At 67.5% G+C, this 12070-nt stretch carries 16 protein-coding genes; 5 read left to right on the forward strand and 11 right to left on the reverse strand.

All coding sequences use genetic code 11. From position 1 onward, the window contains the following. Positions 1 to 143: 143 nt before the first annotated feature. A complete protein-coding gene (locus ACUVWL_RS10170) occupies positions 144 to 920 on the reverse strand; it encodes an SDR family NAD(P)-dependent oxidoreductase (RefSeq protein WP_445979141.1) in 777 nt (258 codons plus the stop codon). Beyond that, positions 917 to 1237: a Grx4 family monothiol glutaredoxin gene (gene grxD / locus ACUVWL_RS10175; protein ID WP_005415957.1), complete on the reverse strand. Its 321-nt coding sequence runs from the start codon at positions 1235 to 1237 to the stop codon at positions 917 to 919. Before grxD ends, ACUVWL_RS10170 begins: the two co-directional genes overlap by 4 nt. 120 nt (positions 1238 to 1357) lie before the next feature. Between grxD and ACUVWL_RS10180 the strand changes: the two genes are divergently transcribed. Then, positions 1358 to 1936, forward strand: a complete 579-nt coding sequence (locus ACUVWL_RS10180; protein ID WP_014646588.1) for a superoxide dismutase — start codon at positions 1358 to 1360, stop codon at positions 1934 to 1936. Between the two features lie 75 nt (positions 1937 to 2011). On the opposite strand, the gene ACUVWL_RS10185 is transcribed toward ACUVWL_RS10180, so the two are convergent. From ACUVWL_RS10185 to purE, 3 genes are all read right to left on the reverse strand, one after another. Then, positions 2012 to 2353, reverse strand: coding sequence for a carboxymuconolactone decarboxylase family protein (locus ACUVWL_RS10185; protein ID WP_004152082.1), 342 nt, complete (start codon positions 2351 to 2353; stop codon positions 2012 to 2014). Positions 2354 to 2465: 112 nt separating this feature from the next. Then, positions 2466 to 3614, reverse strand: coding sequence for a 5-(carboxyamino)imidazole ribonucleotide synthase (locus tag ACUVWL_RS10190; RefSeq protein WP_049442243.1), 1149 nt, complete (start codon positions 3612 to 3614; stop codon positions 2466 to 2468). Then, on the reverse strand, positions 3611 to 4114 hold the full coding sequence (purE, locus tag ACUVWL_RS10195; RefSeq protein ID WP_005412808.1) for a 5-(carboxyamino)imidazole ribonucleotide mutase: 504 nt from the start codon (positions 4112 to 4114) through the stop codon (positions 3611 to 3613). Before purE ends, ACUVWL_RS10190 begins: the two co-directional genes overlap by 4 nt. Positions 4115 to 4172: 58 nt before the next feature. On the opposite strand from purE, the gene ACUVWL_RS10200 reads away from it, so the two are divergent. The 4 genes from ACUVWL_RS10200 (at position 4173) to ACUVWL_RS10215 (ending at position 6890) form a co-directional block, all read left to right on the forward strand. After that, positions 4173 to 4442 carry a Trm112 family protein gene (locus ACUVWL_RS10200; protein ID WP_014036599.1) on the forward strand — a complete coding sequence of 90 codons (270 nt, stop codon included), beginning with the start codon at positions 4173 to 4175 and terminating at the stop codon, positions 4440 to 4442. After that, positions 4439 to 5290, forward strand: coding sequence for a carboxylating nicotinate-nucleotide diphosphorylase (gene nadC / locus ACUVWL_RS10205; protein ID WP_445979142.1), 852 nt, complete (start codon positions 4439 to 4441; stop codon positions 5288 to 5290). The genes ACUVWL_RS10200 and nadC overlap by 4 nt, the downstream gene beginning before the upstream one ends. Positions 5291 to 5470: 180 nt before the next feature. Then, on the forward strand, positions 5471 to 6472 hold the full coding sequence (locus tag ACUVWL_RS10210) for a DUF2272 domain-containing protein (protein WP_445979143.1): 1002 nt from the start codon (positions 5471 to 5473) through the stop codon (positions 6470 to 6472). Positions 6473 to 6539: 67 nt separating this feature from the next. Further along, the gene (locus tag ACUVWL_RS10215) at positions 6540 to 6890 is read left to right on the forward strand and encodes a DUF3301 domain-containing protein (RefSeq protein WP_005415950.1); all 351 of its coding nucleotides are present in this window, start codon (positions 6540 to 6542) and stop codon (positions 6888 to 6890) included. Between the two features lie 104 nt (positions 6891 to 6994). Here the strand turns inward: ACUVWL_RS10215 and ACUVWL_RS10220 are convergent, their stop codons facing one another. The 6 genes from ACUVWL_RS10220 to ACUVWL_RS10245 form a co-directional block, all read right to left on the reverse strand. Continuing rightward, positions 6995 to 7447, reverse strand: coding sequence for a ClpXP protease specificity-enhancing factor (locus tag ACUVWL_RS10220; protein WP_445979144.1), 453 nt, complete (start codon positions 7445 to 7447; stop codon positions 6995 to 6997). Between the two features lie 84 nt (positions 7448 to 7531). Continuing rightward, a complete protein-coding gene (locus tag ACUVWL_RS10225; protein ID WP_005408842.1) occupies positions 7532 to 8167 on the reverse strand; it encodes a glutathione S-transferase N-terminal domain-containing protein in 636 nt (211 codons plus the stop codon). Positions 8168 to 8301: 134 nt separating this feature from the next. Continuing rightward, entirely contained in the window at positions 8302 to 9051 is a 750-nt protein-coding gene (locus tag ACUVWL_RS10230) for a cytochrome c1 (protein WP_032960911.1), read from the reverse strand. Then, positions 9044 to 10303: a cytochrome b gene (locus ACUVWL_RS10235; RefSeq protein WP_445979145.1), complete on the reverse strand. Its 1260-nt coding sequence runs from the start codon at positions 10301 to 10303 to the stop codon at positions 9044 to 9046. The genes ACUVWL_RS10230 and ACUVWL_RS10235 overlap by 8 nt, the downstream gene beginning before the upstream one ends. Then, positions 10303 to 10923, reverse strand: a complete 621-nt coding sequence (gene petA, locus ACUVWL_RS10240; RefSeq protein WP_004151998.1) for a ubiquinol-cytochrome c reductase iron-sulfur subunit — start codon at positions 10921 to 10923, stop codon at positions 10303 to 10305. Before petA ends, ACUVWL_RS10235 begins: the two co-directional genes overlap by 1 nt. 199 nt (positions 10924 to 11122) lie before the next feature. Further along, positions 11123 to 12028, reverse strand: coding sequence for a lytic transglycosylase domain-containing protein (locus tag ACUVWL_RS10245; RefSeq protein WP_046429799.1), 906 nt, complete (start codon positions 12026 to 12028; stop codon positions 11123 to 11125). Positions 12029 to 12070: the final 42 nt, after the last annotated feature.

Consider the following 12070-nt stretch of genomic DNA (forward strand, 5'->3'; position numbering starts at 1 on the left):
GTTCCCTACCGCTCGGCTGAAGGCAGCCCTAACGGTTAACACTAGATTAACACGCTACGCCATCAATGTGACGGTTGTGCGACAAACGGCACCGGTTCGCAACGCAATCGTGACGGGTTCTTCACTCCGCCTTTCCACGGGACTCACTTTTCCCGGGGCATCCCACTGGCATCAAGAATCTGTCCGCGCCAAGCGCTCCCGGCCCCGGACAACAGGGTCACCGCCGCTGCCGCTGCGGCTTCCGTGCCTTGCGCAGCCGGGTCCTGATCGACGGAATAGGCGCGGGCACGCAGGGCCGTGCGCAGGGGCCCCGGGTACAGGCCGCTGACCCGGACCGGGCTGCGGCCCAGCTCATCGTGCAGGCTCGCGATCAGGCCACGCAGGCCGTGCTGGGCCACGCCATACCCGCCCCAGTAGGCCTGCCCCACCCGTTCGGGGGCATCGACCGCGAACACCAGGGCAGCATCCTCGCGCTGCCGCAGCAGCGGCAGGCAGGCCTGGGCCAGCCAGGCCGGGGCGGTCAGGGTGACATGGACCGCACGGGCGAAACTGGCCGGGTCGGCCAGCTCGAACGGGGTCAGGCCGGGGAAATGCGCGGCGCAGACCAGCAGGCCATCCAGCCGCCCCAGCTCACGCTGCAGGGCCTGGGCCAGTTCGGCATAGTCATCGGGGCCGGCACCCTCCAGGTCCATCGGGTACAGCAGGGGTTCCGGGCCGACCGCCTGGACCTGGGCATAGACCCGGTCCAGCCGGCGCGGCTTGCGCCCCAGCAGGACCACGGTAGCCCCGGCCGCCGCAGCGGCAATCGCCGCCGCACTGCCCAGCCCGCCGCCGGCACCGGCAACCAGCACCACGCGGTCCTGCAGCGGGCGGCCATCGAGCGCCCCGTCAGTCGGTGACGTCGACGGCCAGGCACTCATCCCTGGGTCGCCTCTTCGACGATGCGCTTGAGCTCGCCGGATTCAAACAGTTCCATGACGATGTCGCAGCCGCCGATCAACTCGCCGTTGATGAACAGCTGCGGGAAGGTCGGCAGGTTGGAGAAGCGCGGCAGGTTGGCGCGGATCTCCGGTTCTTCGAGCACGTTGACGGTGCGCAGGGTGACGGCGCCGGCAGCCATCAACGCCTGCACGGCGCGGCTGGAAAAGCCGCACATCGGGTACTGCGGGGTGCCCTTCATGAACAGCACGAGCGGGTAACGATCGACCTCGGCCTGGATTTGCTGCATCACCGCCACAACCACACTCCTTGCTTCGCCGGACAACCCGACCGTGATGGTCGGCTAGACTGCCCACGGTAGCCGCCATTGTAAGCGGATGGAACAGGCTGCCGCCGTCCCCTGGCCACGAACCTGCACATGCCCGTCGAATTGCCCGCCCTGCCCTACCTCTCCGGCTCCCTGCAGCCCCACCTGTCCGCGCAGACCGTGGAACTGCATCACGGCCGCCACCACCGCGCCTATGTCGACGCGGTCAACGCCGGCACCCTCGGCACCGAGTGGGAGGAGGCGTCACTGGAAGAGATCGTGCGCCATGCCCAGGGCACGCTGTTCGATGCGGCCGCCCAGGCCTGGAACCACGGCTTCTACTGGCAGTGCCTGCGCCCGCGCGGCGGCGGCGAACCACAGGGCCGGCTGGGCGAGCTGGTCAAGCGCCAGTTCGGTGACGCGCAGCGCCTGCGCGAGGAATTCAACCGCACTGCACTGGGCCTGTTCGGCTCGGGCTGGGTGTGGCTGGTGCAGCACCCGGGGGGCCAGCTGGGCATCCAGGCCACCCGCAACGCCGGCACGCCCCTGACCGGCGACAGCACCCCGCTGCTGTGCTGCGACGTGTGGGAGCACGCGTACTACACCGACTACCAGAATGACCGCGCGCGTTACCTGGACGCGTTCTGGCAGATGGTCAACTGGGAATTCGCCGAGAGCCAGCTGCGCTGACCCCCTGTAGAGCCGAGCCCATGCTCGGCTGGCCGGACAGCAGCCGAGCATGGGCTCGGCTCTACAGATGAAGCTTCACGCGCTCTCGTGCGCGGCCACCGCATCCATCACCCGCGCCGAGTACACCAGCGCGGCCCCGGCGTTGAGCGAGACCGCCACGCCCAGCGCCTCGGCGATTTCCTCGCGGCTGGCGCCATGCTTCAGCGCCGCGTCCACGTGCACGGTGATGCAGCCGTCACAGCGGGTGGTCACCGCCACCGCCAGCGCGATCAACTCCCGGGTCTTGGCATCCAGGTGGTTGGTCTGGGCACCGGCATTGGCCAGGGTGGCGTAGCCCTTGACCGTATCCGGCGAGAGCTTGCCGATCTCGCCGATGCGGCCCTTCAGTTCCTTGCGGTAGGCATTCCAGTCGAGCATGGTCGTGACTCCTGTGAAAGGAGCTCCACGCTACCACCGGGAATGTTGTGCCGATGGCTGCACCGGTGCGCCACACCGTTGCACTGCCGGCCAGCGGCCGGCACTACCGGACTCAGCGGTTGCGCAGCGCGTGCACCGCCGGTGCCACCTGGGCCTGGCGGTCCAGTTCCAGGCCCACCTGGTCCAACGCGTCGGCCAGTGCTGCGGCATCGTCATCGCGCAACGTGGCATGGCCGACCTTGCGGCCTTCGCGCGACTCCTTGCCATAGTCATGCCAGTGGCCACTGGCCTGGGCCAGCACCGGCAACGGGTCGGGCATCCGGCCCAGCCAGTTCAGCATGCAGGCATGGCCGAGCATGCGGGTGCTGCCCAGCGGCAGGCCCAGCACGGCGCGCAGGTGGTTCTCGAACTGCGAGGTCTCGCTGCCTTCGATGGTCCAGTGCCCGGAGTTGTGCACGCGTGGCGCCATCTCGTTGGCCAGCAGCTCGCCATCGCGGCAGAACAGTTCCAGCGCGAACACGCCGACGTACTGCAGGTGTTCGGCGACACAGCGTGCATAGCCGATGGCTGCCTGCTGCTCGGCGGCGGACAGCACGGCCGGGGCCACGCTGGCCGACAGCACACCGTCGACATGCCAGTTGCCGGTGATCGGCCAGGCTTCGAAACTGCCATCGCGGCCACGCACGGCCACCACGCTGACCTCGCGCTGGAAGGCCACGAAGCCCTCCAGGATCAGTCCGGTGCGCTCGACCTGTGCACCCAGCGCATCCCAGGCGGCATCAATGTCGGCTTCGCTGCGCAGGCGGAACTGGCCCTTGCCGTCGTAGCCCAGGCGGCGGGTCTTGAGGATGCACGGCAGGCCGAATTCGGCGGCCTTCGCCGCCAGCTCGTCGCGGCTGCGGATATCAGCGAAGGCCGGCAGCGGGATGCCCAGCTGCTGGAACAGGGTCTTCTCGCTCAACCGGTCCTGGGCCACCGCCAGCGCGGCCGGCGGCGGGTAGACCGGCACGCGGTCGGCCAGGAACTGTGCACTGTCGGCGGGCACATTCTCGAAATCGAAGGTGACCACATCGACCTTGGCAGCGAAGTCCGCCAGCGCCTGGCGGTCGTCGAAGGCACCGACGGTGAGCGGCGCCAGCGGGCCGCTGCAGGCGTCGGCCGCCGGGTCATACAGTTCGAAGCGCAGCCCCAGCGGCGCACCGGCCAGGACCATCATGCGGGCGAGCTGGCCGCCGCCCAGGATGCCGACGGTCAGGCTCATTGGCGCGGATCGTCGTGGGCCATCACGTCTTCGGTCTGGCGTGCACGGAAGGCGTCGAGCGCCTGGCCGATCGCCGGCTGGTCGCTGGCCAGCATCGCGGCGGCGAACAGCGCCGCGTTGGACGCGCCGGCATTGCCGATGGCGAAGGTGGCGACCGGGATACCGGCCGGCATCTGCACGATCGACAGCAGCGAATCCATGCCGTTGAGGGCCTTGGACTGCACCGGCACGCCCAGCACCGGCACGGCGGTCTTGGCGGCGATCATGCCTGGCAGGTGGGCGGCCCCGCCGGCACCGGCGATGATCGCGCGCAGGCCACGCGGGCCCGCCTGCTCGGCGTAACTGAACAACACATCCGGCGTCCGATGCGCGGACACCACCTTCACTTCGAACGGAACACCCAGGGCTTCAAGCTTCTGGGCGGCGTGCTGCATGGTTTCCCAGTCGGAACGGGAACCCATGACGATGCCGACAAGCGGCGCGATCGGGTTGGGGGTCATTGGCCGTCACCTGCCTTAAAGACGTATTCTAGCCATCTTCCACGCAAGACGAAGAACCATGGATCGCAAGCTGCTCGACCTGCTGGTGTCGCCTGACACCCGCCAGCCCCTGTCCCTGCTGGATGGCAAGGGCCTGGAAGCCCTCAACAAGGCCATTTCCGCCGGCGCGGTGAACAAGGCCGATGGCAACCCGCTGGCGCAGCCGCTGCGCGAAGCGCTGGTCACCCGCGACCGCAAGCAGGTCTTCCGCGTCGACGACGGCATCCCGGTGCTGCTGGCCGAGGAAGCCATCCCGACCGCCCAGATCGCCGATTTCCCGACCGCATGAGCACGCTGCCGACGCCGGATGCGGCCGTTGTCGCCGCCGATGTCGCGCGTGCACTGGCCGAGGACCTGGGCAGCGGTGATGTCACCGCCGCCCTGCTGCCCGACCAGGCCGACAGCGCCTACCTGCTGTGCAAGCAGGACGGGGTGATCGCCGGCCGCCCCTGGTTCGACGCCACCCACCGCGCGCTCGACCCGGACGTACGCATCGAATGGCAGGTTTCCGACGGCGACGCGGTCACCGCAGGCACCGTGCTGGCCCTGCTGCATGGGCGCAGCCGCAGCCTGGTCAGCGCCGAACGCACCTCGCTCAACTTCCTGCAGACGCTGTCCGGTACGGCAACCACCACCGCCCGCTACGTGGCGGCGGTGGCCGGTACCGGCACGCGCATCCTCGACACCCGCAAGACCCTGCCCGGCCTGCGCCTGGCTCAGAAGTACGCGGTGCGCTGCGGCGGTGGCGAGAACCATCGTTTCGGCCTGTACGACACGGTGATGCTGAAGGAAAACCACATCCGCGCTGCCGGTTCACTGGCCGACGCCGTGGCGGGCGCACGCCGGCAGTGGCCTGCGCTGCCGCTGGTGGTCGAGGTCGAGGATCTGGCGCAGCTGCGCCAGGCGCTCGACGCTGGTTGCGAACGCATCCTGCTGGACGACTTCAGCCCCGACCTGCGCCGCGAGGCGGTACGCATCACGGCCGGCCGCATTCCGCTGGAAGTGTCCGGCAGCGTCGGCCTGGGTGGCCTGCGCTCGATCGCCGAGGATGGCGTCGACTGCATCTCCATCGGCGGCCTGACCAAGCACGTGCAGGCCGTCGATCTGTCGTTGAAGCTCGGCCCACCGCCGGGCTGAGGCCTGCAGGACTTGTAGAGCCGAGCCTACGCTCGGCTGCTTGTCGATTTGCGGCACGCCCTGCGCGCGCTTCGCGCGATGAGCCGAGCATGGGCTCGGCTCTACACGACCCGGGACGCCTTCACGGCTCGGCTACGGCCGCCTCTGCGACGCTGCCGGCATCCCCCACAGGAGCCGCGCATGCGCCGGATGCTCTTGCTTGCCTGTCTGCTGCTGGCCGCGGCCCCCCTGTCCGCAGCGGCGGCCGAAGCCTGCGATGTGCCACCGCGTTTCGGCCTGAGCCCATTGGCGGTGGCCATCCGCAATACTGCCTGCAATGAACACCGGCTCTGGTTCCGGCCTTTCATCGATCGCGATGGCCGCGCGGCGAGCCTGAGTGTCACCGAGGCCGAGAACGAACATCTGGCCGACAACGGGCTGATTGCCTGGCAACGCGTGGCCGGCTACTGGCGCAACAGCGGCACGCTCAACGCGATGGGCAGCATCGCCGGCGCCAGCAGCTGTCTGGCACCACTGGGCACGCGCTACACCGACAGCGACTGCCGCACCTTCCTGATCGACAACCCGTGGTCGGCCGCGTTCATTTCCTGGGTGATGGTGCAGTCCGGCGTCCCCGGCTTCAACGCGTCGCCACGCCACATCGACTACATCCGTGCCGCGTACCAGGGCGGACCCTCGGGCGTGCCGTACCGGCTGGTCGATCCCGCGACCGCAAAGCCCGCACCGGGCGACCTGCTGTGCTTCCTGCGCGATCGCAGCACCACGCTCAGCTACAGTGGGCTGGTGCAGGCACTGGGCAACGGTTCGGTGGGCCACTGGAAATCACATTGCGAAGTAGTGGTGGCCGCCAACCTGGGGGGCGACCAGACCCTGTACCTGGTGGGCGGCAACGTGATGAACACGGTGGCGATGCGACTGCTGCCGCTGGACCGCACCGGGTTGATCAAGCTGCCGCCGGCGCGCGAACGCAACAGCACCGGCATCGAGCCCAGCTGCACGCCGGGCCGCGAGGACGAATGCAGCTTCAACCGCCAGGACTGGGCAGCGCTGCTGCAGCTGACGGCGACCGCGCCATTGGTGATGCCTTCGCCCTCCGCCGCGCCGATGCAGACGGTGCCGGCGACGGCGCCGTCTAACGTGCCCGCATCACCGATGTCCAGCGAACCGCAGCCACGGCGGTGAGTGCAGCGCTTGATCCAGCGCGCGTTCGCCGCCATCTTTGCCGGATCCACCTCTGACGGCTGACGCCATGCCCACCCTGCTGTTGTTGCTGATTGCCGGCGGAATCATCTATTTCTTCTGGAATGCGGCGCGTTCGGCCGCCGAGCGCGCGGTCGAGCTGGGCCGCAATGCCTGCCGCGCTGCCGACGTGCAGTGGCTGGATCAGGCGGTACATGCCACCGGCCTGCGACTGTCGCGTGGCGAGGACGGACGGCTCGGTTTCGAGCGCACCTTCAAGTTCGAGTATTCCTACGATGGCATCGATCGCCACGTGGGCCGCATGGTGCTGCGCGGCGACCAGCTGATCTCGTTCACCGGCCCCGGTGCCGCGCGGATCAGCCAGATCCGGCCGGATGTGGAGGATGCCGAGGATGTGTAAGAACTGAAGGTGTGCCGACCAACGGTCGGCACCCACACAATTCCGGCACCCACCGGTAAAACCTGCAAAGGAAGACGCCGCCCATCGGGGCGGCGTCGGAATGGTTACTTGACCACGCGCAGGTTCGGGCGGCCCTTGGGCGGCGGACTGGCCGGTGGCGTATCGTCCGGCGGCGTGCCGTCCTCGTGCAGCAGTTCGTCACTGGTCGGCGCGGTCTCGCTGCCCGGTATGTCATCCGGCAGCGCCATGCCCTGCCCGGTCTCGCGGGCATAGACCGCCAGCACGGCGCTGATCGGTACCTGCACCGGGTAGCTGTTGCCGGAGAAGCGGGCCGAGAAGCTCACCATTTCGTTGTCGATCATCAGCCGCACGACGGCGCGTTCGGCGATGTTGAGCACGACCCGGCCATCCTTGACCGCCGAAGGCGGCACCTGCACGCCGGGGACGCCGGCGTCGACCAGGATGTGCGGGGTCAGCTGGTTGTCGTTGATCCATTCCACCAGCGCCCGCAGCAGGTACGGGCGGTGGCTGGTCATGTGGAAGAAGTCTTCGGTCATGCGTGAAGTGTACGCGCCCGGCGCCCCGCCGGGGCGGATCGCCTGCACGCCGGTCGGCGTGCAGACGGGTTACGCAAGGTCGGATCAGACCGGCAGATCGCGCAGCTTCTTTTCCTGGTCGGTCAGGCTGCGGACGAAACCCGGGTGACGGAAGATGCGGTTGCCATAGTCCTCGATCGCCTTGCCGTCCTTCGGCAGCGGCACGTCCAGCGACTGCAGGCGCCAGATGATCGGTGCCATTGCACAGTCGGCCAGGCTCATTTCCGGATTGAGGAAGAACTTGCTGGCCTTGAACAGCGGCAGCGAGGCGGTCAGCAGTTCCTTCAGGCGCTTGCGGCCGGCCTCGGCCTGGGTCTTGTTGCCCAGCTGGATGGCCTGCACCTGCGGTACCCAGTCGTGCTCGATGCGCAGCATGGCCAAGCGGATACGCGCACGCGAGAGCGGATCGACCGGCATCAGCGGAGGATGCGGGTAGCGTTCGTCCAGGTATTCGCTGACCACCGACGCGGCGTACAGCACCAGCTCGCGCTCGACCAGGGTCGGCACCGAGTGGTAGGGGTTGAGATCGATCAGGTCTTCAGGCGGGTTCTGCGGATCGACCGGGACAAAGTCGAAGGTGACCCCCTTGGCCGCCAGCACCAGGCGTACCCGGTGGCACAGTACGTCGTCGTTCGAGGAAAACAGCGTCAGTGTATTGCGCATGCGTACGCTCGCCGCCATCAAAGGCTCTCCCACGACAGGAGACCGCCTGCCGCATCGGCGCCGCCGGCACCGTGCCAGCGGTCGACTCCTCCCCGAGTGTGCAACCGACCATCACAAAAGCCAATAGGCCCGTGCGATGGCCGGCGGCAGAATCAGTGGACGTCCTTCCAGTATTCCTTCTTCAGCAGGTACAGCAGGAACGTCAGCAGGGCCAGGAACAGGATCACCCATACGCCCAGCTGCTGGCGCTTGAGCGCGGCCGGTTCACCGGCGTATTCGAGGAAGTTGGTGATGTCCCGAACGGCCTGATCGTACTGGCCGGCATCGACCGACCCGGGCGTTTCGATTTTCAGGCCGGTCACCGGCGGGTCCATGCCGGGCGCTTCCGCCTTGCCGTGCACCGCATGCTGCAGGCCCTGCATCTCCCACAGCGGGTTGGGCATGGAGGCATTGGCGAACAGCGCGTTGTTCCAGCCCAGCGGGCGGCTGCTGTCCAGATAGAACGACTTGAGATAGGTGTAGACCCAGTCACTGCCCCGCACGCGCGAGATCAGGCTGAGATCGGGCGGCATCTTGCCGAACCACTTCTCCGCGTTCTCCTTGGGCATCGCCACCGGGATCGGGTCGCCGATCGCCGAGCCGGTGAAGTTGAGGTTGTTCATCACCTCTTCCTCGGTCAGGCCGAGGTCCTGCGCCATCCGCGAATAGCGCAGGTACTTCAATGCGTGGCAGCCGGAGCAGTAATTCATGTACAGCTGCGCGCCGCGCTGCAGCGAGGCGCGGTCACCGAGGTCGTTGCCGGCCTGCAGCAGCGGGGTGCCGCCTTCGGCGGCGGAGGCCAGGAAACTGCCCAGCATCAGGGTGGCCGCCAGGGCCAGCCGGACCATCCAGCGCTCAGTCATGCGTGGTCACCCTCTCCGGTACCGGCTTGGTCCTGTCCAACCTTGTCCATAGCGGCATGGTGATGAAGAACGCGAAGTACAGGAAGGTCAACACCCGCCCGATGTAGGTCTCGTGCACATCGGTGCCCGGGCCGGAACCAATCACGCCCAGCCACACGAAGCACACCGCCAGCACGCCCAGCATCACCTTCGAGATCCAGCCGCGGTAGCGCACCGATTTCACCTTCGCCTTGTCCAGCCACGGCACCAGGAACAGGATCGCGATGGCCGAGAACATCACCAGCACGCCGCCCAGCTTGTTCGGCACCACGCGCAACATCGCGTAGTACGGCGTGTAGTACCAGACCGGCTTGATGTGTTCCGGGGTCACCAGGCGGTTGGCTTCGGTGAAGTTGTCGTGCTCCAGGAACAGGCCGCCGAAACCGGGGGCGAAGAAGATGATGAAGGCGGCGATGATCAGCAGGAAGCCGGCACCGACGCCATCCTTGAGCGTGTAGTACGGATGGAACGGAATGCCGTCGGCCGGGGCGTTCGGCGACCAGCGGTTGCCCTTGGGCCCCTTCTTGATCTCCACGCCATCGGGGTTGTTCGACCCCACCTCGTGCAGCGCGCCCAGGTGCAGCACCACCAGCAACAGCAGCACCAGCGGCAGTGCGATGACGTGCAGCGCGAAGAAGCGGTTGAGCGTGGCGTCACTGGGCAGGTAGTCGCCCATGATCCACTCGGTCAGGCCGTTGCCGATCACCGGTATCGCGCCGAACAGCGAAATGATCACCTTGGCGCCCCAGAACGACATCTGCCCCCACGGCAGCACGTAGCCCATGAAGGCTTCGGCCATCAGCACCAGGTAGATCAGAATGCCCAGGATCCACACCAGCTCGCGCGGCTTCTGGTAACTGCCGTACAGCAGGCCGCGGAACATGTGCAGGTAGACCACGATGAAGAACAGCGAGGCCCCGGTGGAGTGCATGTAGCGGATCAGCCAGCCCCACTCCACATCACGCATGATGTATTCGATGGAGCCGAACGCCTCGGCGGCGTTGGTCTTGTAGTGCATCGTCAGGAAGATGCCGGTGACGATCTGGTTGACCAGCACCAGCAGCGCCAGCGAACCGAAGTAGTACCAGATGTTGAAGTTCTTCGGCGCGTAGTACTCGGTGACATGCTTGCGGTAGACCGGCATCAGGCCCGGCGCGCGGGCATTGACCCAGTCGGCCACGCCGCTGGCGGTACGAGCGAGGATATTGGCCATCAGGCTGCCCCCTGCGGATCGACACCGATGATGATGGTGTTGTCGTCCTGGTAATGGTGCGCGGGCACCTTCAGGTTGATCGGCGCCGGCACGTCCTTGAAGACGCGGCCGGACATGTCGAAGCGCGACTTGTGGCAGGGGCAGAAGTAGCCGCCCTTCCACTGCGGGTCATAGGGTTCAGGCCGGATCTCGGCGACCATTTCCGGCGAACAGCCCAGGTGCGTGCACAGGCCGACCAGCACGGAAATGTCCGGCTTGATCGAGCGCAGCTCGGGGTTCTGCTTCAGCACGTAGTCCGGCTGCTGGTCCTTCTCGCCGGACTCGGGGTCCTTGAGGCGGCCATCGAGCCCGTGCAGTGCATCGAGGATCGCCTTGGACCGCTTGACGATCCAGATCGGCTGGCCACGCCATTCCACGATCAGGCGTTGGCCTTCCTGCAGGGCGCTGATGTCGGCCACCACCGGTGCGCCGGCAAGCTTGGCACGGGCACTGGGGTTCCAGGATTTGATGAAAGGAACAGCGGTGAATCCGACGCCGACGGCGCCCACCACGGCTGTGGTGGCAGAAAGAAAACGCCGACGTCCGGTGTTGACTGGATCGTGTACCCCATCGTTGGCCATCCGGCACTCCGATATTGATTAGGTAGCTTTAAGGCTGCCAGCGGATCCGGTGGGGGCCAGAGCCGCATTGAATCATGGGCGAGTGTAGCGGAACCGTCGAGCGCCACACAACGCATTGCAACAACATTGATTACGGGGCTGCCAGCCAGTGGCCGGTCGGTACCGGCCATTGCCCAAGGTTGCCGGCCAGCGGCCGGCACTACTGGTGCGTCAATGCGGTGCGGTAACGCTCGGCCAGCTGCCCGACCCGGCGCACGTAGTACTGGGTCTCGCTGTAGGGCGGCACGCCACCGTGGCGGTCAACCGCGCCTTCGCCCGCGTTGTAGCCAGCCGCGGCCAGGGTCAGGTCGCCATTGAAACGCTTCAACAACCACGCAAGATACTGCACGCCACCGCGGATGTTCTGCCCGGCATCGTAGGAATCGCTGACTCCGAAACGGGCCGCGGTTGGCGGCATCAGCTGCATCAGGCCCTGCGCGCCGGCGCGGCTGAGCGCGGTCGGGTTGTAGGCCGACTCGGCGTGGATGATGGCGCGCACCACGGCTTCGTCGACGCCGAACTCGCGCGCGGCCGAGCTGATCTCGGTCTGGAACGCGGTGGTGTTCAACCGCACCGAACCGAAGTCCACGCGCGGGTTGACGCCACAGGCGTAGCAGCGCTCCATGAAACTGTAGCGGATGGTGCGCACCGGGCCGAGGTTGGCGACCTGGGTCGGGCGCGCACTGGTGTAGTGGCGCACGCCGTCCTTCATGAAGGAATAGACCTGGCCGCTGACCATGCGCCCGCTGCGCGAGGCGACCGGGGGCGCGGGTACGGCGGCTGGCGCAGCCGCCGGCGCCGCAGTGCTGGCCGCCACCGCCACCGGGTTGCGCTCGATGCTGGCCACGGTGGTCGGCGCCGGCTTCGGCGCGGCCACCACCGGGCGCGGTGCCGGGCGGAGGTCGCGGCTGTAGCTGATGGCGCTGCAGCGGGCCCCGGCCAGGCGCTTGCTGACATAGCTGGTGACCCCGTCGGCGCCCTGGCACTTGAACAGGGTGCCCGCGCTGGCCGGCGCAGCGGTCAGCGCAGCGATGATGATCGCCGTTGTCCCCAGTATCCCCTTCATGCCGGCGAGTGTCCCAGCTTCGCCGGGGCTTGCCAAGCGACG

It is taken from the genome of Stenotrophomonas muris, assembly GCF_052751275.1.